The sequence below is a fragment of the Paenalicyclobacillus macrosporangiidus genome, from assembly GCF_900116805.1.
GTDB classification, from domain to species: Bacteria; Bacillota; Bacilli; order Alicyclobacillales; family Alicyclobacillaceae; genus Alicyclobacillus_H; species Alicyclobacillus_H macrosporangiidus.
On the sequence record NZ_FPBV01000008.1, the window covers coordinates 13,713 to 35,126 of the forward strand.

Genomic DNA, 21,414 nt, shown 5'->3' on the forward strand with positions numbered 1-21,414 from the left:
CGGCCCAGACGGTTCATCGCACCCACAGCGCCGGCCGGGCGATGCGGCTTGCCCCCGTCTCCACGGCAATGGTCGGCCACCGCCCCGTGTCGCTGAGGATCTCGATGCCGTCCGGGCCAATCAACGCCGTGTCTTCCGATTTCACACCGGCGATGGTGGGATTCCACGCCACCGCCTGCCCCGCCTGCAGCACCTCGTCCGCCGTCGGATCCGCCCGCCGCTCGCGCGACTGGTACCCCGCCAAGCCGCCCTGGTGGTGATGACGCCACTCGTCGGGAAAGCCCACCGCCCGGTAGGCGGCCTGGGCGGCTTGGAACACCTCGGCCAGGGTGGCGCCCGGCCTTGAGGCGGCGAGCATGGCGGCATCCACACGGACGACGGCGTCGTGCCGGGCCCGCAATTCGTCCGAAACCAGCCCGAAGGCGACCATCCGCGTCACGGACGCCACGAGACCCGCCCGGCGGGCACCGATGGAGAGAAGCGCGCAACTTCCCACGGCCGATCCTGTCGGCAGCGGGTGGCGATGCCGCGCCGCCCGGTCCGCACCGGCGACCAGCAAAACCAGCGGCTCCGCCCCGGACGCCAGGCAACGCTGCGCCATCCCCGCCGCCGCAGCCCACTCGGGATCTCCGGGCTGCAGGGCCCGGCAGGCCTCCTCCACCGCCGTGGCGGCATCCCGCGCCAGGGCGCGCAGCGCGGCCTGCGCCTCCTCGTCCAACTGCGCGCGCAATGCCCGGATGTCGGCGGCCACCTCCGCTTCTGCCACCACGCCCGGGCGCGCCAGCCACGCCGACAGCCGCCGCTGCCGCTCTGCCTCGTCGTACCACGGGAAGACGTGCCACTCGTCGGCGACCAGGCCCTCTTCCTCTTCCAGCCGGCGCGCCTCGATGTTGTTGACCAGGCACGCCACGCGCGCTGGGTCCACCAGCACGGCCGCGAGGCCCGATTCGCTGGCCACGTTGACGTGGAACCGTCCGCCGAACAGCCAGGCCAGCGTCGCCTGGCTGGTGACCACCACGCCCTGAACGCCGCGCGCCGCGAGCGCGGTGCGCAGCCGTTCCAAACGTGTCTGAGTCACTGGCGCACCCAGGTGTGGAGCGGATCGTCGTGCGGGATCATGACGCGATCCCTGTCCCCTGCCATCACCCACAGGTAGTACAGCTGGTACCCGGCGGCGGCGCAGACGGGATGGTACCCGCCCGGGATGAGGAACGTGTCCTTGTGCTGGACGCGGTACACCTCGTCGAGGGAACGGTCACTGGTGTAGATGGCCTGCAGGCCGAACCCCTGCTCCGGATGGAGGCGGTAGTGGTACACCTCTTCCATGCAGGCCTCCACTCCGGGTTGGTAATCATCGTGTTTGTGCGGCGGATAACTGGACCAGTTCCCGGACGGATTGAACGTCTCGCCGACGATGATGCGGTGGACGCGTCCCTCGGCGTTCTGCACCACGATGTCGTGCACCTGGCGCTCGAAATTGTCGCGCCCGACCGTCTTCACCAGGACCTCGCTGGGCCGTACGATGAACGGCTGGTGCCGCTCGCTGGCCGGGGCCGTGCACACCGCCACCTCCAGCCGGATATCCCCGGTGTTGACGACCGCGAACGGGGCGTTGACCGGGACGTACACCGCGGTGGCGCGCTCGGCGAACACGTCCGCCCGCTCCAGGCCGGCGTACGTCTCGCCTCCGGCCTCGATGTCGCAACGGCCACGCAACAGGACCAAGACCGTCTCCTCGTCCGCGGTGTGGCCGCGGTAGGCCTGGCCGGGCTCTAGTTCTATCAAGCCGAATCGCAGCCAACGCAGGCCAGCCGCGTTGTCGCGGCCGACCACCTCCCGGTAACCGCTCGTCTCCTGCGCGCGGATCAACAGCATGGCGCATCCCCCTGTTGGCTTGTGTTGGATTTCAAGCGCATTCTATACCTTTGCCACAAATTCAGTCAATAGAAAAACCAGAGACCCCCGTGCACACCACGGGGGTCTCCTCAGGCGAACAAAAACCTGGCCCCGTTCCGGGCCAGCATCTCCACATCCGGATCGCCGGAATCCCGCACGCCCTCACCGCCCGGCGCGCTGTCCGCACCACCGGGACCTCCCGGGACATTCGGCGGGGCGTCGGTCAGGATGGCGTCCACCTCGTCCAGCCGCGCGTAGGAAACCAAGGCGGCACGCCCGATCTTGCTGCGGTCGGCCACGCAGTACACCCGCTCCCCGGCGGCCATCATCGCCCGTTTGACCGGGCCCTCCGCGCTCGACGCGGTGGTCAGGCCCTGCCGGACACTGATGCCGCCCGCGCCGAGAAACACCACGTCCACGTGATAGCGGCGAATGGTTTCCTCACACTCGGGTCCCACCAGCGTCAGGGTGCCCTTCTGCTGGACGCCGCCGAGGACGATGAGCTGCGCCTGCCAGGAGCCGGAAAGCTCCATCGCGATGGCGAGGTCGTTCGTCACCACCGTCACCGGGCGGTCGGCGAGCCGGCGGGCGATCTCGAGCGTCGTCGATCCGTTGTCCAGCATGACGGTGGCCCGCTCTGGGACCAGAGCCGCCGCCCGTTCCGCGATCCGCCGCTTCGCGTCGAGGTTCTGGCGGGCGCGCACCTGCGGAGGCGGCACCACGTGCACGTCCTCGAGCAGGATGGCGCCGCCGTGGGTGCGCCGCACGAGGCCATCCGCCTCCAGCTTTTTTAAATCGCGCCGGATGGTCTCCTCCGACACACCGAATGCGGCCGTCAGGTCCCGCACGCGGACGGATTTGTGCCGCATCAACAGGTCGAGCAGTTGCCTCTGGCGGACCTCCCCCAGCATGTCCTCCTCCTCCCGCCGCGGTCTCCCGCGGCCCGTTGCCTCTTGGCTCATTCTAACCAAACGAGCGTCCGTCCTCAACACAACCCGTCATCCGGATTGAGGGCATTCGTGGGATTGTGTGGACTCGCCTCCTCCGACAACCGCCGGTACGCCGCCAGCGCCGAGAAGGCGGGCGAGAGCCGGCGGTACACCTCTTCGTACACCTGATACCCGGTCTGGTACAGGCGGACCCACGCCGGGTCCGGGAGGTACTCGCGGACCACCGGGTTCCAGCGGCGGGCCGTCTTGTCGTCCACCGGCCAGCCCAGCCGGCGCGCCGTCAGGAGGAACGCGCCGAATGCCGCCCCGTACGCCACCTGTCCCTGGCGGACCGGGCAGCGGTACACGCTCGCCTTGATCCGGTTCCACACGCTGCTGCGCGCGAGACCGCCGGTCACCCGGACCGCCTCCACGCGGACGCCCGCCGCGCGCAGCGCGCCCAGCGCCGCGTTGAGTTCATACGCCAGCCCTTCGGCCACCGCGCGGACAACATCCGGACTGCCCTGCGTCCCGCGCAGGCCGACCAGGGCGCCCCCTGCCTCGGGGCTCCAACGCGGAGCCCGGGCGCCGAGGAAAAACGGCAGCGCGAGCAGTCCTCCCGCGCCCGGCCGCGATGCGGACAACCGGCGGTCGAGGTCCGCCCAGCCGTGCGGTGCCTCCACCACCCAGGCGCCGAGCCACTCGAGGCCGGCGCCCGTCCCCGCCAGCCCCAGCTCCCACACCCATTGCCCCGGCACGACGTGCGGCGTGGCGGAAACGGCGGGATGGCCCGGACGGGGATCTCGCGTGACCGCGGCCACGTTGCTGGTGGTGCCGCTGGACTCCATCACCTCGCCCGGCGCCAACGCGCATCCCAAGACCTCGCAGGGCCGATCCCCGCCACCGAGGAGAACAGGCGTGCCGGGCGGGATCCCCCACGCCTCCGCCGCGTCCCGGGTGACCTCCCCGACCCATTCGTCGGGCGCCAGGACCGGCGGAAGCTGCCGTTCCTCAATGCCGAGGTCGGCCAGCAGCTCGGGCTGCCAGGCGCGCACCCGGGCATTGTACAGGAGCGTCCGCGCGGCCAGAGTGACGTCGGTCGCCACACGACCGGTCAAGCGGTAGACCAAATCATCCTTCGGTTGAAGGTACCAGCGCGCCCGCGAAGCCACCTCCGGCCGATGCTGCTTCCACCAGTGGATCTTGCCGGCGCTGTACGGCGCCCCCGGCACCAGGCCCGTCCAGTCCTGAAGAGCGGGACCGTAGCGTTCACGCCAGCGGACGGCGAGGTCCGACCCCCGCGCATCCAGCCAGAGCATCGCATCGTGCAGCGGGCGCATCCGCTCATCGACAGGCACCAGCGTCTCGCGCTGCGCACACAACGCGATCGCCGCCAAAGAGACCTGCGGGACGCCGGCCACCGCTGCCCGGACGGCCGCGGTGGCGGCTGACCACCAGGTCTCCGGATCCTGTTCCGCGCCACCGTCTCCGGTCCGCCGCATCGCAAGCCTCCGTTCCGCCGACGCCAGCACCTCCCCCGCCTGACCGAAGAGGACAGCCTTGCACACCGTGGTCCCCAAATCCAGCGCCAGGATCGCTTCGCGCGCCGTCATGCCGGCATCTCCCCTCGCCATCGCGTGGAAACGGTGAATCGCGCCGCGCGCCTCAGTCGGCGACGGGCGCGCCCAGCCCTGTCTGCGTCTGCACCATTCGGAAGTAGCGCCCGCGCAGCGCCATCAACTCGTCGTGCGTGCCCCGTTCGACAATCCTCCCCTGGTGGAGGACCAAGATCAGGTCGGCATTCCGGATGGTCGACAGCCGGTGGGCAATCACGAAGGTGGTCCGGCCGCGCTTGAGGACCTCCAGCGCCTCCTGAATGACCGCCTCGCTCTCGCTGTCGATGTTCGCCGTCGCCTCGTCCAGGACGAGGATGGCCGGCTGGCAGGCCAGCGCCCGCGCAAACGAAATCAGCTGGCGCTGCCCCAAGGACAGAGTGCTGCCCCGCTCGTGCACCGGTTCATCCCACCCGTTCGGCAGATGCCCAAGCAGACGATCCGCGCCCACCGCGCGCAGCGCCTCGTCCACCTGCGCACGGGAGATGTCCGGATTGCCCAGGCTCACGTTGGAGGCGATGGTGCCGGTGAACAGAAACGGATCCTGCAGGACGATGGCCATCTGCCGGCGCAGGGCCCGCCGAGGGAGGGTGGAAAGGTCCCGGCCGTCGATGCGAATGCGGCCGGCGCGCGGCTCGTAAAACCGGAAGAGCAGATTCATCACGGAGCTCTTGCCCGATCCGGTATGGCCCACCAGGGCCACCGTCTGCCCCGGACGGGCCTCAAACGAGATGCCCTTAAGGACATCGCGCCGCCCGTCGTAGGAGAAGTACACGTCTTCGAACACCACGTGCCCTCGGATCTTGGGCACCTCGCCCGACACGCCGTCTTCCTCAGGCTCGTCTAGCAGCGCGAACACCCGCTCCGCCGACACCCGGGCCTGTTCGAGGTTGGCCAACTGGTTGACCACCTGGGTGACGGGCTGAAACAGCCGCGTCAGGTAGTCGGTGAAAGCGTACAGCGCTCCGAACGAGATGAGGTTGACGCGATGGAGCGTCCGCCAACCAAAATAGGCGATCAACGCGGCGAAAAACAGGTTGCGCAACGCGCCCGCCAGGTTCCAGCCCGTCGCCGAATTGATCCGCAGCAGCCGCGTCTGCTCCCGGAACAACTCGCCGTTGACCGCGTCGAACTCGGCCAACGTCCGCCGCTCTCGGTGAAACGCGCGAATGACCGAGATCCCCTGGATGGTCTCGTTGATCATCGCGTTCACCTCGCCCACCAACGCCCGGACGCGGTGGTTGATGGCCCCGGCCGCCCGGCGGTAGAGCACCATCCACCCCGCCAGCAGGGGCAACAGGAGCAGGCAGATGAGCGCCATGCGGACGTCCAGGAGGAACAGGGCCGTGTAGATCCCGGCCAGATAGACGGCGCTCGATCCCACGTTGGCCAGCACGGTGACAAACAGGTCGCGGATGGTCTCGGTGTCGTTGGTGACGCGGGAGACCACCCGCCCCGCAGGCGTGGTGTCGAAAAACCGCATCGGCACCCGGTGGATATGGGCGAACACGTCCCGTCGCAGCTGCTGCAGCACGCGCCCCGCCATCACCTGCAGGAGCAGTTGGTGGCCGTACGTGAACACCGCCGACACCGCCAAGAGCCCCACGTACACCAGCGCCAGCCGCCACAGCGCGGGCACCTCCGGGCGGTAGAAGGCGAACACGTCCGCCGCCGACAACCGCACCGCGGGCGCTTCTTCCACCTGTCCCTGCCGCTGCACCCGGATGCGGCCGTCCGCCACCGAACGCTCGCCATCCGCCGGAATGGCCTGCGGCACGAAGTAAAACGCCCGCCCCACCTGGAGAATGCGGACCTCGCCGCCATGCGGCGCGCCCGCCGGCCACTCATCCGCGCGCGCGTACCAGTGGCCCCGGTACAGGACCGCCTGGGGCGCGGGTCCGGACACCTCGTACCAGGGCTGTTCAATCCCGGAGATGTGCACGTCTATCATCCGCTTCGCGATGAACGGACCGCTCAACTCGCTGACCACCGCCAGCGCCAACATCCCCAGAGCCGCCACCAGGACGCGCCGGTGCGACCACGCGTAGGCGCCGAGCCTTTTCCACACCCTCATGGCTCTCCATCCCTCGCCTCGTCGCGCACACCGCCGTCGACATCCTCCGGTTCGTCCGCGGGACCGGATTCCGACTGCTCCGCCTGCTGCCTGTGGTACTGTTCACGAAACCAGCTCCCGGGGCGGCCGAGCAGTTGCTGCGGCGTGCCTTGCTCCACCATTCGCCCGTCCTCCAGGACCACCACCCAGTCGGCGTGTTCCACCGCCGGCATGCGGTGCGTCGCGATGAACGTCGTGCGCCCGCGCCGCAGCTTGCGGATGTTGGCGAGGATGCGGGCCTCCGTCCGGGCGTCCACGGCCGACAGCGCGTCGTCCAAAATCAGGATCTCGGGTTGCCTGATCAGCGCCCGGGCCAGGGCGATGCGCTGCTTCTGCCCGCCCGACAGCGTGACCCCGCGCTCCCCCACCATGGTGTCGATCCCGTCGGGCAGCGCCGCCAGGTCTTCCCTGAAACCGGCCATCTCCAGGGCCGCGATGACCGCTTCCCGGCTGGCATCCGGCGCCCCGAAGCGGACATTGTCCGCCAGCGGCCGGGAGAACAGCGTCGGCTCCTGCGGGACGTAGCCCATCCACGCGCGCAGCCGCTCAAACGGGATGCGAGTCAGCGGCACGCCGTTGATCCGGACGGCACCCTGTCCCGGGGGATACTCGCGCAGCAGTTGGCGCAGGAGGGTGGTCTTCCCGCTGCCTGTGCGCCCCACGATGCCGATGGTCTGCCCCCGCCGGACGGACAGCGTGACGTCTTTCAGGTTGTCGACGGACGAAGACGGGTACCGGAAGGTGACGTGATCGAACACAATTTCTTCCGGCACCGCGATCTCGACCGGATCGTCCGCGTCCCGCACGTCCTGCGGGTGGGACAGCGTCTCCTGGACGCGGTCCAGTGACGCGTTTCCGCGCTGCATGATGTTGATCAGCTCGCCGATGGCCAGCATCGGCCAGATCAACATGCCGAGGTACACGTTGAACGCCGTCAACTGGCCGAGGGTCAACTCGCTGCGGAACACCAGATAGGCGCCGTAGCCCAGGCCAATCAGGTAACTCGCGCCCACCAGCAGTTTGATGGTCGGATCAAACAGGGCTTCCACGCGCGCCACCGCGACGTTTCTCCGGTAGACCGCCTCGTTGACGCGCTCAAACCGTTCCTGTTCCGCCTGCTCCTGGGCGAAGGCGCGCAGCACGCGCATCCCGGAGACGGTCTCCAACACCTGGTCGTTCATGTCGCCGAAGGCGTCCTGGGCCTCCGTGAACCGTCGGTGCACCACCTTGCCGTACTGGGTGACCAAGGCCGCGATGACGGGCAGCGGCAACAAGGACAGAAGGGTCAGTTTCCAGTGGGTCCACACCGCCATGGTGACGAGGATGGTGGCCGAAAAGGTGGTGGAGTCTATCAACGTCAACATGCCAAAGCCGACCGTCTGGGACACCGCCAACACATCGTTGGTCGCCCGCGCCATCAGGTCTCCGGTCCGGTTTCGCTCAAAAAACGGCGGAGACATGTCGAGAAAATGGCGCATCAGGCGGTGCCGCAGGGTTCGCTCCAGAAGGCGGCTGCCGCCGTACAGCTGATACGACCAGGTGAATCCCATCGTGTACGACACGAGGATCACCAGCGCGTACAAGCCCAGCATGGCGGCCAGCCGTCCGGGGGTGAGCGTGCCTTGGCTCATCGCGTCGATGGCATCGCCAATCAGTTTGGGCGGTATGATTTCCACGAAGTTGAGGATGAACAAGAAGCCGATGGCGATGGTGTACCGGACCCAGTGCGTCCGGAAAAACCAGCCGAGTTTCGCCAACACGCTGAACACAGGGTTCCCTCCAACAAAAATCCATTATATCAGACTGTACCGTCTGTGCTCGCGGCTTCCTGTGTATTTTCGCAAGATTCTACACCCGATTCGATGACCGTATACGCGGACGGATGGAAAAAGGGCCGCCGGGAGCATCCTCCCGACGGCCCAGACGCGTGTTCCGGGCGACGGCTCACTTGTCGCCCGCGAACACGACCTTTCCGCTGCTGTCCTTGGCCATCAGCGCCTGCTTCTTCTCGCTCTTGGAACCGTCCTGTGCCGGAACGTTGAACGTCACCAGGTAGGTGCCATCCCCCTGATCCTTCACGTCCGCCACCGTCGCCTTGTACCAGTTCCACTCGTCCGTCGCCGTGGACTCGGCGATCACGTATTGGCCGTCCTTCAGCTGTACGTCCTTGAACATGTCGTCGATGGCCGCCGGCGTGAAGAAATCCAGGTACCGGGCCTTCAGCGTGTCGAGATCCTGCTTGTTCTTCGCCACCAGATCGAACGTCTGGCCGCCAATCTTCACCTGATCCATCGGTCCGTTGATGGTCGAACCGTGATGCAGGTCCTCCATCGCGGCGTGCGCCGCCGCGTTGACGGACACGAAGGTCTGTTTCAAACCGTCCGTCACTGCGGACGATCCGGCGCCCGTGATCGCATTCGTCGCATTCGACGCATTGCCCGCGGCTGTGCCGCACCCTGCCAACACCGCCATCGCGGCGATGGTCACCACCCCAGCTGTCCAACGTTTCACCAAATCTCACTCCCTAATGGTCTCTATCTTTCTGTGAACAATCCGATCTTAGAAGACTCTTAGGGACATGTCAAACGTTAGCAGCTGTGTAATAGTATTGATAAGTTTCAGTTCATTTGGAAAAACGGATTCGCCTGACGCTCCCGGCCGATGGTGGATGTCCCCATGTGCCCCGGGTAGATGGTTAAGTCATCCGGCAGACCCTGCAACCGGCGCAACGAGCGCTCCATCGCGGCCGGGTCGGACAGGGGCAAATCGGTGCGACCGATGGTCCCGGCAAACAGGGTGTCGCCGGTGAACGCCACCTTCTCCCCGATGAGGCAGACGCTGCCCGGCGAATGCCCCGGCGTGTGCCAGACGGTGAAACGCAGGTCCCCCAACGTCACCACGTCTCCGTCCTCCCAGAAGGCGTCCGGCGCCCGCAGCGGGGGCACCGTCTGATTCAGCCACCGCTGGGCCGACTCCGGCATCGCTTCCCACACCGGAACGTCCGCCCGGTGCAGCCACGCCGGCACGGACAGTCGATCCCGCACCACGTCGACGCCCATCACATGGTCGACATGCGCGTGCGTGTTCCAAATCGCCTCCACAGCCAACCGGTGCTGCTCGACGAATGCCAGGACCGGCGTCACGGCCGTGTCGCCCGGGTCGATGATCACCGCCCGGGCACCCGGTTCGTCCGCCTCCGCCAACACGTAACAATTGGAGCCAAAGGGGCTGATGACAAATGAGCGAATGAGCATCCCTGTCCCTCCTCCGAATGCCGCTCCGCCGCGTCAAAACTGGCGCTGGCTGTCGAGCAGGATGGTAACCGGCCCGTCGTTCACCAGCGAGACCTCCATCATCGCCCCGAACCGGCCGGTCTCCACGTGCAGGCCCCACCCGCGCAGGTATTCATTGAACCGCTCGTACAGCGGTTCCGCCTCTTCCGGGCGAGCCGCCTCCATGTAATTGGGCCGCCGGCCCTTGCGCACGTCCCCGTACAGGGTGAACTGCGAGATCGACAGGATGGATCCGCCCGCCTCGCGCACGTCGAGGTTCATCTTCCCTTCCGCGTCGGCGAACACCCGCAGGTGCGCGACCTTCTCCGCCAGATAGCGCGCGTCGTCTTCGGTATCCCCGGCACGCACGCCGAGCAGCACCACCAGACCGAAGTCCACGCGCCCCACGACCTCGCCGCCCACGCGCACGCAGGCTGGACCACTCCGTTGCACGACGGCTCTCATCTCGTCCCTCCCCGGTTATCCATATGCCCTTCTCATGCGTCCCGGCCGGACGCCGGCCCCGCGCCTTCCGCCGGCGCCGCCCCCATGGCGCCCCTGGCGACGCCGGCCTCGTCACTGCACGAGCCGGCGCACGCTGTGCACGTCCTTGATCCGCTTGAGGCGTTCGACGACGGTGCGCAGGTGATCCAGGTTGCGGATCCGCACGGTCAGGTTCACGTGGGCAATGCGTTTGTCGTCCACGCGCCCGTGGACGGCCTGGATGTCCGTCTTCGTCTCGGCCACGGCGTTCATCACCTCGTTGATGAGGCCGTGCCGGTCCATCGACACCAATTCGATGTCGACCGGGTACGACTGGTCCGGCGCGCCCGCCCACTCGACGTCAATCACCCGCTCCTCATTGGCCCGCAACTGCAGCGCATTGGGGCAGTCCGAGCGGTGCACCGACACCCCGCGGCCCCGCGTGACGAACCCGACAATCTCGTCACCCGGCACCGGGTTGCAGCATCGCGCGAACCGGATGAGCAGGTTGTCCACCCCGCGCACCCGCACCCCGCTGTGCGACGGCTTGCCGCGCTCTCTCCCCTCGAGCGACACCTTGTCGAGCGGCCCGTCGCTGTGATCGCGCCGGTACCGCTCGACCAGCCGCGTCGCCACCTGCACCGGCGACAGGCCGCCGTACCCCACCGCCGCGTACAGGTCGTCCTCCTTGGAGAAGTTGAACTTCTGCAACACGTCCGTCATGTAGGCCGGTGTCATCAGCAGGTGCGGCTCGGCGCGCTGGCGCGCCAGCTCCTTTTCAATCAGCTCGCGGCCGCGGGCGACGTTCTCCTCGCGCTTCTCCTTCTTGAACCAAGCCCGGATCTTGCTCTTGGCCTGCGAGGACTTGACAATCTTCAACCAGTCGCGGCTCGGGCCATAGCTGTGCTTCGACGTGAGGACCTCGACGATGTCCCCGGTGCGGAGCCGGTAGTCGAGCGGCACGATTTTACCGTTGACCTTGGCGCCGATGCAGCGGTTTCCGATATCCGTATGGATGCGGTAGGCGAAATCGATGGGGACCGATCCCGCCGGCAGCTCGATGACGTCCCCCTTGGGCGTGAAGACGAACACCTCGTCGGAGAACAGGTCAATCTTCAGAGTCTCCATGAACTCTTGCGCGTCCCGGAAGTCCTGCTGCCACTCCAGCACCTCCCGGAACCAGGCCAGCTTCTGGGCAAACTTCCCCTCGGCCTTCTGCCCGCCCTCTTTGTACACCCAGTGGGCGGCGATGCCGTACTCGGCCGTCTGGTGCATCTCCCAGGTGCGGATCTGGATCTCCAGCGGCTCCCCCCTCGGGCCGATGACGGTGGTGTGCAGGCTCTGGTACATGTTCGCCTTCGGCATCGCGATGTAATCCTTGAACCGGCCAGGCATCGGTTTCCACATGGTGTGCACGATGCCGAGCACGCCATAGCAGTCTTTGACGCTGTCGACGATCACGCGGATGGCGAACAGGTCGTAAATTTCGTTGAACTCCTTGTTCTGCGTGACCATCTTCCGGTATATGCTGTAAATGTGCTTGGCGCGGCCGGAGACTTCCGCCTGGATGTCGATCTCGCGCAGCTTCTCGCGCAACACCTGAATGACCTCGCCGACGTACGTCTCCCGTTCCTTCCGCTTCTGCGCCATCAGATTGACGATGCGGTAGTACTGCTGGGGATTGAGGTAGCGCAGCGACAGGTCTTCGAGTTCCCACTTCAGCGTGTAGATGCCCAGCCGGTGGGCCAGGGGTGCGAAGATTTCGAGGGTCTCCCGCGCGGTCCTGAGCTGTTTCTCAGGGGGTTGGTAACGGAGGGTGCGCATGTTGTGCAGGCGATCCGCCAGTTTGATCAGCAGCACGCGAATGTCCTTGGCCATGGCCATGAACATCTTGCGCAGGTTCTCCGCCTGCTGTTCTTCCGTGGAATCGAACTTGATGCGTTTGAGCTTGGTCACCCCGTCGACCAGCCCCGCGACATCGGCGCCAAACTGGCGCACAATCTCCTCGTCCGTCGCCTTCGTGTCCTCGACCACGTCGTGCAGGAGGGCGGCGGCGAGGGTGGTCGCGTCGAGCCGAAGGTCGGCCAGGATCATCGCGACGGCGACCGGATGCGTGATGTACGGCTCCCCGGATCGGCGAAGTTGCCCGCGATGGGCCTCCTCCGCATACCGATATGCACGCCGGATGAGTTCCAGATCTTCCGGCTTGGCGTACTTGGCGACCTTCTCACACAACGGTTCGATGTCCACAGACTTTCACCCCCCGTCCATCCCGGCTCCGCGCCTGTCCACCCGGCCTCCCGCCGGCCTCCTCGATGCGCTCGCTGCCTTGCCTGCCCGCCGCAGACCCGCGGCAGACCGGTTTCAGTCGTAGCGGATCAACGTCCGAATCGGCAGCCCCGCCAAGCGGTCCCGCCCGCCGAGGGCTCCGAGTTCGATGAAGAAGGCCGCGCCGACGACGAAGCCGCCGAGCTTGCGAACCAACGCCACCGTCGCCGCCATCGTCCCGCCGGTGGCGAGCAGGTCATCCGCGACCACGACCCTTTGGCCGGGGCGAACGGCGTCCTCGTGGATCTCCAGGACGTCCGTCCCGTACTCCAGGGCGTACTCCACCGACACCGTCCGGTGGGGCAACTTGCCCCGTTTCCGGACCGGGACAAACCCCACCCCGAGCGCGTAGGCCAACGGCGCCCCGACCACGAATCCGCGGGCCTCCGGCCCGACGACCAACTGCGCGCCCACCTCCCGGGCGAACGACGCCAGTTCGTCGATGGCCTGCCGGTACGCAGACCCGTCGGCCAACAGCGGCGTGATGTCCTTAAAGCGGATCCCCGGTTGCGGAAAATCGAGGATCTCCCGGATCTTGCTGTTCCAGTCCATACGTTCGCTCCTCACGCTTCGCGGCGCCGGCCGGCCTGCCGCAGGTGCGATTGATAGTGTAACGATTCCCGCAGATCCTTGGCGTCTGCATTGTCAACAACATGATACGCGCTCTCCTGGTAGCGAGCAAATCCCAGTTCGACAAACGTGTCGAGCATGAGCTGCGCGTCCGACGCAGACCACCGCGCGCCCAGCCGATGCAGCTCCGCTTCCACCAGCCGCCGCCGCGCCCGCAGCAGCCGGTACAGCAGACCAAAGTCCTCCCGCAGCAAGGGCCGTGTAAAACGGCGCGCCGACTGCACGCGCAGTTGCGGCCGGACCATCCCTTGCCACTCGTTCCGGTCCAGCCGGCAGACCGCGCCAATCACGTCTCCCGGCCGCCAGGTCCGCACCTCCGCCGGCGCACGGAACCAGACCAGCTCGGCCTGGTCCCGCCCCTCCTGGACGCGCAGCCGCAGGTGGCTGCCATCGCCGAGCGGCGTGACCGCCACCAGCGTCACGGGGCCGACGAAAAACGCGAACGGCGGATTACCCGGGCCAAACGGTGCAAACCGCTCCACCCACGACAGGGTTTCCAGCGTGGCCTCCCGCAAGGGCAGGTAGTCGTCCGCCCCAGGCATCCCGGACACCGGCGCTTGGAAGGAGAGGGCCGCGAACGCCTGCCGAAACGCCTCCAGATCCCCCCGGCGGACGCCGCAGCCCACCGCCCCGGCGTGGCCGCCGAAGTGGTGCAGGTGCTCGGCGCAGGCCTCCATCATCCCGTGCAGATGGACTCCCTCCGGCGCGCGGCCCGACCCGCGCAGCACCTCTTCCCCCTCATCGGCGAGCACCACCACCGGGCGGCCGTACCGTTCCGCCAATCGGGCCGCCACAATGCCCGCCACGCCCAGCGGCCACGGCCCCCACACCGCGAGGCCCCCCGGGCCGGCGGCACCGTCCGCCATCCACGCGTCCAACGCCGCGCACGCCTCGATGAACGCCCGCTCCGTCTCCCGCTTGCGCCGGTCGTTGCACGCCTCCAGTTCGGCCGCCCACCGCCGGGCGGACAGCTCGTCCGAGGTGGCCAAGAGCCGGTAGGCCAGCTCTGCCGAATCCATCCGTCCCGCGGCGTTGAGGCGGGGGATCACGGTCCACTGCAACAGTTCCGCCGACAACGCGCCGGGAGTCAGTCCGGCCTGCTCGCACAGCGCCCGCCAACCGGCCCGCCGGCTCCCCCGCAGGCGGTCCATCCCTTCCACAATCAGCCGGCGGTTTTCCCCCGTCAGCGGCACCGCGTCGGCCAGTGCCCCGAGTGCCGCGAGGCCCAGCCACCAGCCGGCGATCTCCGGTTCCACGCGCACGCTCGCCCGCGCGCACAGCGCGAGGGCGAATTTCCACGCCACCCCGGCCCCGGAGAGGATGGCCTGCGCCGCATCCCGGCTGCGCGCCGCATGCACCACCGCCTGTGCCGCGGGAAGGTCCGGCCCGGGTTCGTGATGGTCCGTCACCACCACGGGGATGCCCCGCGCGGCCGCGCGTTGCACGGCCTCGTGGGCGCGCACGCCGTTGTCCACCGTGACGATGATCCCGCATCCCATCTCCGCCGCGCGATCGACCATCGCCTCGGACAGGCCGTACCCGTCCCGCACCCGATGCGGGAGGATCACCTCGCAGCGGGCGCCCGCAAGCCGCAACGCCTCCGCCGCAATCACGCTGGCCGTCACCCCGTCCACGTCGTAATCCCCGACCAAAGCGATGACCGCCTCGCGGCGGATGGCATCGAGCACGGCATCCACGGCCGCGTCCATCTCCTCGAACGAAAACGGGTCGCTCCACGGGATGCGAGTCGGGTCCCACCACATTCCGACTTCCTCTTCCGCCACGCCGCGCGCGCACAACCACCGCGCCACCCGCAGAGGGACGCCGCACCGCTCGGCCATCCTGCGCGCCGCGTCTTCCGGAATCCCCGCCGTCCGCCACAGGCCCGGCGCTCTTTCCTCACCGGTCAACGCCGCCCCTCCTCCTCATCCGGGTAACACGGATTGACGTGCACCAGCACATCCAGCACGCGCGGCAGCCGCGTGATCAACCGCTCCTTCACCTCGGCCGCGATGCCGTGCCCCTCGGCCACCGACATGCGCGCGTCGACGCTGATCTTGACGTCGATGACGACGTACCGCCCGTGGTCGCGCACGCGCAGCTCGTCGATGTGCGCCACGCCCGGCACGGACAGGATGACGTCCTCGTACGTCTTCACCTGTTCCCCTTCAACGACGCGATCCATCAGCACGTGCACCGCGTCCTTGGCGATCTCATACCCCATCTTGAAGATCAACACCGCCACCACGAGGCTCGCGACGGCGTCCATGCGCACCAGCCAGTGGACTTGCCATTCGGCGCCCGCCCTGGACAAGAGAATGCCGACGAGCGCCGCCAACGAAGAAAGCACATCGGACCGGTGATCCATCGCCGACGCAATCAGGCTTTGGCTGTGCAGGCGCTTGCCGAGGCGATAGTTGTACTGGAACATGACCTCTTTGACGACGACCGCCGCCGCAGCCACCCAGGCTGCCAACACCTGCGGCTGTTCCGCCGGACGGAACAGAGACATCACCGCGCCCACCGCCACCTCCAGCCCGGCAGCGGCCAGCAGGCCCGCGACAATCCCCGAGCTGATGAGCTCCGCCTTGCCGTGCCCGTACGGATGATCCGCGTCGGGCGGCTTGCGGGCCACCATGAGGCCGACGATGACCGCGATGGAGCCCGCCAGGTCCGCCGCCGAGTGGACCGCGTCCGCGACCAGCGCGCGGCTGCCCGCGAACACGCCCACTGCCCCTTTGCCGGCGGTGAGCAACAGGTTGACGATCACGCTGGCCCAGGCTCCGGCCTGTGCCTGGCGGTGGTCCTCATGTCCGGACACGCGCAAATCCCCTTTCCCGGCGCCCGGCCGGCGAGAGCGGCCGAGCGGCGCCCTGAGAACAGCGACGCGCTCCCGCAGGAGCGCGTCCTGTTGACTCCCGCTCACGCGGGATGCTTTTCCGGTGCACTCCGCCGCATCTGGCGACCCCGCCACGCCACCCACAGGGGGCTTGCGATGAAGATGGAGCTGTACGCGCCGCTGACCAGCCCGACGATGAGGGCCAGGTTGAAGTTGTGGATGGTCTGGCCGCCGAAGAAGTACAGGGTGACCGCCGCGATGAGCACCGTCACGACCGTGTTGATGGAACGCGACATGGTCTGCCACAGGCTCTTGTCGACCAGATGCTCGAGGTCGCTGAACGACCGCGGTTTGGCAATCCGGAGATTCTCGCGGATGCGGTCGAAGATGACGATGGTGTCGTTGATGGAGTAGCCGACAATCGTCAGGATGGCGGCCACGAACGTCAGGTCCACCTCCAGCCGCAGCAGCGCGAACACCGACATGACGATGAAGGCGTCGTGCAGCAGCGCGACGATGCCGGAGATGGCGAACCGGTATTCAAAGCGGATGCTGACGTACGCGACGATGAACAGGCTCGCCAACAGCACAGACCAGACCGCCTTGCGGGAGGTCTGCTGCGCGACGATGGGGTTGACGGTTCGCACGTCCGCCCCCGACGCCTTGGGGAACGTCTGCTTTTCCGCCTGGTTGATCTTCGCAATCTGATCCTGGGTCAGCACCTCGGGGAAGCGCACGACGGCCATGTCACTGCGCGTACCGGCCACCGTGATGCCCCCTTCCGGGACGGACAGGCCAATCTGCTGAAACATGTCGCGCACCTTCTGCACGTCCACCGGTTCGTTCAACTGCATCTGCACGCGCGAGCCGGCGCGGAAGTCCGCCCCGAGGTTGAATCCAAACAACAGGAATGCCGCGAGGCCGAGGACGGTAATGACCCCCGACAACAGGAAGAACCACCGCCGCCGGGCCACGATGTTAAACCGCGCATTCACGACTGCACGACCCCCTTCCCGGCGCCGTACCACCAGGGCCGCGCCACCACACCCGACTTGGTGAACAACAGCAGCATGGCCCGGCTCAGGAGCACCGCGGTCAGCATGCTGACGACGATGCTGATCATCAGCGCCACGGCGAATCCGCGGATGTCGCCCTGGCCGAACCAATACATTACGGCGCCAGCGATAAAGGTGGTCGCGTTCGAGTCGATGATGGTCCGCAGGGCTCTCTTGTTGCCTGCAATCACGCTGGATTGCACGCTCTTGCCGTTGCGCAGCTCATCCTTGATCCGCTCGTAGGTGATGATGTTCGCATCGACCGCCATGCCGACGCCGAGCACCAGCGCGGCCAGGCCGGGCAGCGTCAGCACCACGTGCATGCCGGCGAACGTGAGCAGCACCAGGTACAGGTACGCCACCAGGGCGACGTCGGCAATCAGGCCCGCCATCCGGTAGAGGGCCAGCATGAACAGGAAGATCAGGAGGATGGCGGCAGCTCCGGCCCACAACGTCGCCTTCAGGGACGCGAGGCCGAGCGACGGCCCGACGTTCGTCGAGCTGATGAGCTTCAGCGGATACGGCAGGGCCCCGGCATTGAGCTCCTTGGCTAACTCATTGCACGCCTCGGGCGTACTCAGCGTCGGTCCGTAGATCTCCGACTGGCCGTTTGACATCACCGACTGGATGGTGGGCGCCGTCAACAGGTCGCCGTTGAGGAACACGTAGATGGGCTTCTGCAGGTACTTGGTCGTGATGTCCTGCCACTTCTTCGGATCCTTAAATTCGAGGGTCACCACGTTCTGCCCGGTCGTCGGGTCCTGCGCCCAACGCGAGTTGGGCTTCAAGTCCGCCCCCGTGGCCAACAGGGTCTTCTCGTCCGGCACCCACTTTCCACTCTTGTCCTGGGTCGCGTTTCCGTACATTTTCAGATCGGCCGTCTGGCCGATGACCCGCTCCGCCTCCGATTGGTTGAACGTGCCCGCCAGCTGCACCCGCACCTGGTCCGAACCCTCCAGTTCGATGATGGGAGAGCCGGTTCCGAGGTTGTTGACGCGCAGCTCAATCGCCTGCACGACCGCCTTCGCGCCGTCCGGCGTCAGTGGTTTGTCCGGGCTCGACTGAATTTGATAGAGCAGTTCGAAACCGCCTTTGAGATCGAGTCCGAGCGAAATGTGCTTCCACAGTTGCATCGACGTGCCCGCCGTCAGCCCGATGACCGCCCCGATGACCGCGAGAAACGCCAGGAAACGGCCCCATTTACGATGACGCTTCGTTTTCAAACCACGAGTCTCCCCATCCACAAGGTAATGGCCCGCCGTCCGGCGGGCCCGGCCCCAAGGCGCACGGGGCACCCCGAAGCCCGGCCGGGCCTGGACCCGGCCGGTCGTCCACAGGTCGTCCAAACAACCTTCCTCAGTATAATCAACCCTGCTTTGAAGCGTCAAACACGTCCGTGCCAAGCTTGCCTTGGTAGGCGTTCATCGTCAGATAGGTCATGAAGCGGCCGATATTCAACCCCAGGATGGCCGCCACCACATCGTGCAGGGCGCCACGCCCCCGGGTCATCTGCATGACGCACGCCCACACCTCGGCCGGGGTCACCTCCTCGTAGCCGAGCAGGTGAAACTCCTCCGCCTTCACCCTGCAGAGCTCCATCAGTTCCGGTTCATAATCTTCCCACCGAACCTCGCGTTCCTGTGCGGATTCCACACGGCACCGCCCCTCTTTCACCGCCCGCCGCGCTCGGCGCGGCGCGTCTGCAACCCTTTCGCATCCTTTCGCCGCCCCGGCGGCGGAATCCTGCTCGGGCCCGGGACTAACCCCGGGCTGCGCGGCATACGCATGATACGGACAGACCTCCGCCTCCGGCGGGGAATGAGCGAGGCGTTCCGACCGATGATCCAACGTTCGTTTCTGCACGGTACCCTGGTGTTGATGCTCTCCGGCGTGGTGACCCGCATCCTCGGGTTCGTCTACCGGATCTATTTGTCTAGGCTCATCGGCGCCGAAGGGATGGGCCTGTTCCAAATGGTGTGGCCGCTGGCCAGCCTGGCGCTGACCTTCATCACCGCCGGGTTGCCCATCGCCATCTCCAAATTGGTCGCGGAGGCGTATGTCCAGCGCGATCGCGCGCGGATTGAACGCGTCATGCGCATCAGCACGTGGGTCATCGTCACCATGTCCGTCGTGGTGGTCGTCCTGATGTGGGTCCTCCGCGGCTTCGTGCTGCGCCACTGGTTCACCGACCCGCGCGCCTATCTGACGTACCAGGTGATGATCCCCATCGTCATGGTGATCGCCATCTCCAGCATCTACCGGGGCTATTTCCAAGGGTTGCAAGACATGGCCCCGACGGCGTGGGCGTCGATTCTGGAGACCATCGCCCGCATCGGCGTGGTCTACGGTCTGGCCGGTTCCTTCATCCGCTACGGCATCGCGGCCGCCGCAGCCGCCGCGATGGCGGGCACCGTCATTGGCGAAATCGTGGGGCTGGGCTACCTCATCCTGCAGCAGCGGCGCAGGGGGCGGCTGTCGGATCTGTTGCCCGATGCGCCAACACGGAGCTTGGAGACTCTCCGGCAGACACTGCACGCCATTGCAGAGCTGGCCATTCCAGTGACGGTGAGCCGCCTCATCTGGTCGTTCCTGTGGGCGATTGAACCGATCCTCGTGACGCGCGCCCTGCTCCACGCCGGCGCCAGCGGCCCGGAGGCCACCGAGATGTATGGCCAGTACGGCAGCATGGCCGTTCCGCTGTTGGTGTTCCCGACCGTGTTCACCGCTTCCCTCGCCGCCAACCTCGTCCCCTCTGTGTCGGAGGCGATGGCCGAAGACGAGGTGCAGCGCGTGCGCATCCGGTTCGCGCAGAGCTGGCGCGCCACAGCCCTGGTCGGCATGCCCGTGTCGGTGATCTTCACCCTGTTCGCCCACCCGTTGTGCTGGGCCATCTATCGGGACGAGGGAGTCGCCCCCATCCTCCAGGTCATGGCGCCGGCCGGCTTCCTGATCTATCTGCAGGGTCCGGTCACCGCCATTTTGCAAGGCCTGAACCACGCGACCGTCGCGATGGTCATCTCCATCCTCGGCGGCGTCCTGCGCCTCAGTCTCATTTGGGAACTGGCATCCCAGCCCCACCTCGAAGTGCTCGGCGTGGCGTGGGCGACGACCATCGCCAATGTGGTGACGCTGGTGTTGTACTGTGCGGCCCTGTACCGCTACATCGGACTTCCGGTGAACGTCGCCGACACGGCGAAGGTGGCCATCGCCTCACTCGTCATGCTGGTGGTCTGCGATCTGCTCACGCCGGACACCGGCCACCTGGGAGCCGGCCGGATGCTGGCGGCCATCGTGGGGGGAGGGATGGTCTACTTCGCCCTGTGCTGCGCGTTTCGCGTGGTCACCTCGCGGACGATGCAGCGCATCCCGAAGATCGGCGGCGCGCTAGCGGCCTTGGTTCGGTGGATGCCGTTCGGCATCTGACCGCTTGGCATCGGACGGATCGCCGCGGAAGACGGCGCTGGTCCCGTCCACCGCGTCGATGAAGAGGGACCCGTGCTCGTCGATGGAGGCGTAGAACACGTCCTCCAGGCGGGCGCAGCCGCGCCGGTGCAGCTCCTCCCGCAGCCACGCCTCATCCCGGCCGAGCTGCTGCAACGTCCTCTTCACCACCTGGCCGTCGCTCACCAAAGGTAAGGGAATCCCCTCCGGATGGGCACGGATCCCCAGGTCGTCCGGCCGCACGGGTCTCGCCTCCGCCTTCGGAAGAACGCTCAACTTTCCGGATGTCTCCAGGATCGCGAGCTCCACGTCCGCGACGTCCGCAATCCCCTGTTCGCGCAGCTGCATCAAGAGGTCGTTCACCGTGTAGCGCGTCTTTCTCATCTCACGATCTCGGATCTGCCCGTGCTCCACGAGCACCGTCGGCTCGCCGTCGACCCAGTGACGGAACCGATGGCTCTTCAACTGGCCGACCGCCACCAACAGCTGGAGCGCCACCAGGATGCCCATCGCCAACAGCGGGATCCACAGCGGCCGGCGGGCGTCCTCCATGGGCACCGCGGTCAACTCCGCAATCATGATGGAGACGACGAAGTCGAACACGGACAGCTGGCCGATCTCCCGTTTGCCCATGAGCCGCAGCGCAATCATGACGGCGATATATAAGATCAATATCCGCAGGCAGAACCGCCAAATCGGAATCTCCAGCACGGCCATTCCTCCCTCGTCGAGGTAGTATGGCCAGAGCGTTGGCGGCTCTTTCAAAAACGAGAAACCAAACCGGCAAGGCAGGCCGGCATGGTTCGGGCTGGGAA

General features: G+C 66.9%; 18 protein-coding genes. 1 reads left to right on the forward strand and 17 read right to left on the reverse strand.

Annotation, left to right across the window (positions count from 1 at the left end):
* Positions 1–13: 13 nt before the first annotated feature.
* The 16 genes from BM357_RS08485 to BM357_RS08560 form a co-directional block, all read right to left on the reverse strand.
* Positions 14–1,078, reverse strand: coding sequence for a M24 family metallopeptidase (locus BM357_RS08485; protein WP_074951656.1), 1,065 nt, complete (start codon positions 1,076–1,078; stop codon positions 14–16).
* Positions 1,075–1,875 carry a 5-deoxy-glucuronate isomerase gene (gene iolB / locus BM357_RS08490; protein WP_074951658.1) on the reverse strand — a complete coding sequence of 267 codons (801 nt, stop codon included), beginning with the start codon at positions 1,873–1,875 and terminating at the stop codon, positions 1,075–1,077. Before iolB ends, BM357_RS08485 begins: the two co-directional genes overlap by 4 nt.
* A gap of 110 nt (positions 1,876–1,985) precedes the next feature.
* Entirely contained in the window at positions 1,986–2,807 is an 822-nt protein-coding gene (locus tag BM357_RS08495) for a DeoR/GlpR family DNA-binding transcription regulator (protein WP_074951660.1), read from the reverse strand.
* A gap of 74 nt (positions 2,808–2,881) precedes the next feature.
* Positions 2,882–4,438, reverse strand: coding sequence for a xylulokinase (locus BM357_RS08500; protein WP_074951663.1), 1,557 nt, complete (start codon positions 4,436–4,438; stop codon positions 2,882–2,884).
* 52 nt (positions 4,439–4,490) lie between these two features.
* Positions 4,491–6,512: an ABC transporter ATP-binding protein gene (locus BM357_RS08505; protein WP_074951666.1), complete on the reverse strand. Its 2,022-nt coding sequence runs from the start codon at positions 6,510–6,512 to the stop codon at positions 4,491–4,493.
* A complete protein-coding gene (locus tag BM357_RS08510; RefSeq protein WP_074951668.1) occupies positions 6,509–8,320 on the reverse strand; it encodes an ABC transporter ATP-binding protein in 1,812 nt (603 codons plus the stop codon). The genes BM357_RS08505 and BM357_RS08510 overlap by 4 nt, the downstream gene beginning before the upstream one ends.
* A gap of 175 nt (positions 8,321–8,495) precedes the next feature.
* Positions 8,496–9,062, reverse strand: coding sequence for a DL-endopeptidase inhibitor IseA family protein (locus BM357_RS08515; RefSeq protein ID WP_074951671.1), 567 nt, complete (start codon positions 9,060–9,062; stop codon positions 8,496–8,498).
* Between the two features lie 107 nt (positions 9,063–9,169).
* Complete coding sequence (locus tag BM357_RS08520; protein WP_074951674.1) at positions 9,170–9,805, reverse strand: MBL fold metallo-hydrolase; 636 nt, start codon at positions 9,803–9,805, stop codon at positions 9,170–9,172.
* Between the two features lie 33 nt (positions 9,806–9,838).
* Positions 9,839–10,288: a D-aminoacyl-tRNA deacylase gene (gene dtd, locus BM357_RS08525; protein ID WP_074951677.1), complete on the reverse strand. Its 450-nt coding sequence runs from the start codon at positions 10,286–10,288 to the stop codon at positions 9,839–9,841.
* A gap of 111 nt (positions 10,289–10,399) precedes the next feature.
* Entirely contained in the window at positions 10,400–12,556 is a 2,157-nt protein-coding gene (locus BM357_RS08530) for a RelA/SpoT family protein (RefSeq protein ID WP_074951679.1), read from the reverse strand.
* A gap of 114 nt (positions 12,557–12,670) precedes the next feature.
* Entirely contained in the window at positions 12,671–13,186 is a 516-nt protein-coding gene (locus BM357_RS08535) for an adenine phosphoribosyltransferase (RefSeq protein WP_074951682.1), read from the reverse strand.
* 11 nt (positions 13,187–13,197) lie between these two features.
* Positions 13,198–15,174, reverse strand: a complete 1,977-nt coding sequence (recJ, locus tag BM357_RS08540) for a single-stranded-DNA-specific exonuclease RecJ (RefSeq protein ID WP_083430322.1) — start codon at positions 15,172–15,174, stop codon at positions 13,198–13,200.
* On the reverse strand, positions 15,171–16,085 hold the full coding sequence (locus tag BM357_RS08545) for a cation diffusion facilitator family transporter (RefSeq protein ID WP_245783905.1): 915 nt from the start codon (positions 16,083–16,085) through the stop codon (positions 15,171–15,173). Before BM357_RS08545 ends, recJ begins: the two co-directional genes overlap by 4 nt.
* Positions 16,086–16,186: 101 nt before the next feature.
* Positions 16,187–17,098, reverse strand: a complete 912-nt coding sequence (gene secF / locus BM357_RS08550) for a protein translocase subunit SecF (RefSeq protein ID WP_074951685.1) — start codon at positions 17,096–17,098, stop codon at positions 16,187–16,189.
* Positions 17,095–18,381, reverse strand: a complete 1,287-nt coding sequence (secD, locus tag BM357_RS08555; RefSeq protein ID WP_074951928.1) for a protein translocase subunit SecD — start codon at positions 18,379–18,381, stop codon at positions 17,095–17,097. The genes secF and secD overlap by 4 nt, the downstream gene beginning before the upstream one ends.
* Positions 18,382–18,523: 142 nt before the next feature.
* Positions 18,524–18,811: a post-transcriptional regulator gene (locus BM357_RS08560; protein WP_245783906.1), complete on the reverse strand. Its 288-nt coding sequence runs from the start codon at positions 18,809–18,811 to the stop codon at positions 18,524–18,526.
* A 186-nt stretch (positions 18,812–18,997) separates the two neighbouring features.
* Between BM357_RS08560 and spoVB the strand changes: the two genes are divergently transcribed.
* Positions 18,998–20,581, forward strand: a complete 1,584-nt coding sequence (gene spoVB, locus BM357_RS08565; RefSeq protein ID WP_074951689.1) for a stage V sporulation protein B — start codon at positions 18,998–19,000, stop codon at positions 20,579–20,581.
* Here the strand turns inward: spoVB and BM357_RS08570 are convergent.
* A complete protein-coding gene (locus BM357_RS08570) occupies positions 20,543–21,310 on the reverse strand; it encodes a DUF421 domain-containing protein (protein WP_245783907.1) in 768 nt (255 codons plus the stop codon). The genes spoVB and BM357_RS08570 overlap by 39 nt on opposite strands.
* Positions 21,311–21,414 lie beyond the last annotated feature (104 nt).

What these genes read in the sequence shown, in the direction of transcription:
- BM357_RS08520 (WP_074951674.1), bottom strand. Translation starts at nt 9,805, where the DNA reads ATGCTCATTCGCTCATTTGTCATCAGCCCCTTTGGCTCCAATTGTTAC.
- BM357_RS08505 (WP_074951666.1), bottom strand. Translation starts at nt 6,512, where the DNA reads ATGAGGGTGTGGAAAAGGCTCGGCGCCTACGCGTGGTCGCACCGGCGC.
- BM357_RS08535 (WP_074951682.1), bottom strand. Translation starts at nt 13,186, where the DNA reads ATGGACTGGAACAGCAAGATCCGGGAGATCCTCGATTTTCCGCAACCG.
- BM357_RS08500 (WP_074951663.1), bottom strand. Translation starts at nt 4,438, where the DNA reads ATGACGGCGCGCGAAGCGATCCTGGCGCTGGATTTGGGGACCACGGTG.
- BM357_RS08495 (WP_074951660.1), bottom strand. Translation starts at nt 2,807, where the DNA reads ATGCTGGGGGAGGTCCGCCAGAGGCAACTGCTCGACCTGTTGATGCGG.
- spoVB (WP_074951689.1), top strand. Translation starts at nt 18,998, where the DNA reads ATGATCCAACGTTCGTTTCTGCACGGTACCCTGGTGTTGATGCTCTCC.
- iolB (WP_074951658.1), bottom strand. Translation starts at nt 1,875, where the DNA reads ATGCTGTTGATCCGCGCGCAGGAGACGAGCGGTTACCGGGAGGTGGTC.
- dtd (WP_074951677.1), bottom strand. Translation starts at nt 10,288, where the DNA reads ATGAGAGCCGTCGTGCAACGGAGTGGTCCAGCCTGCGTGCGCGTGGGC.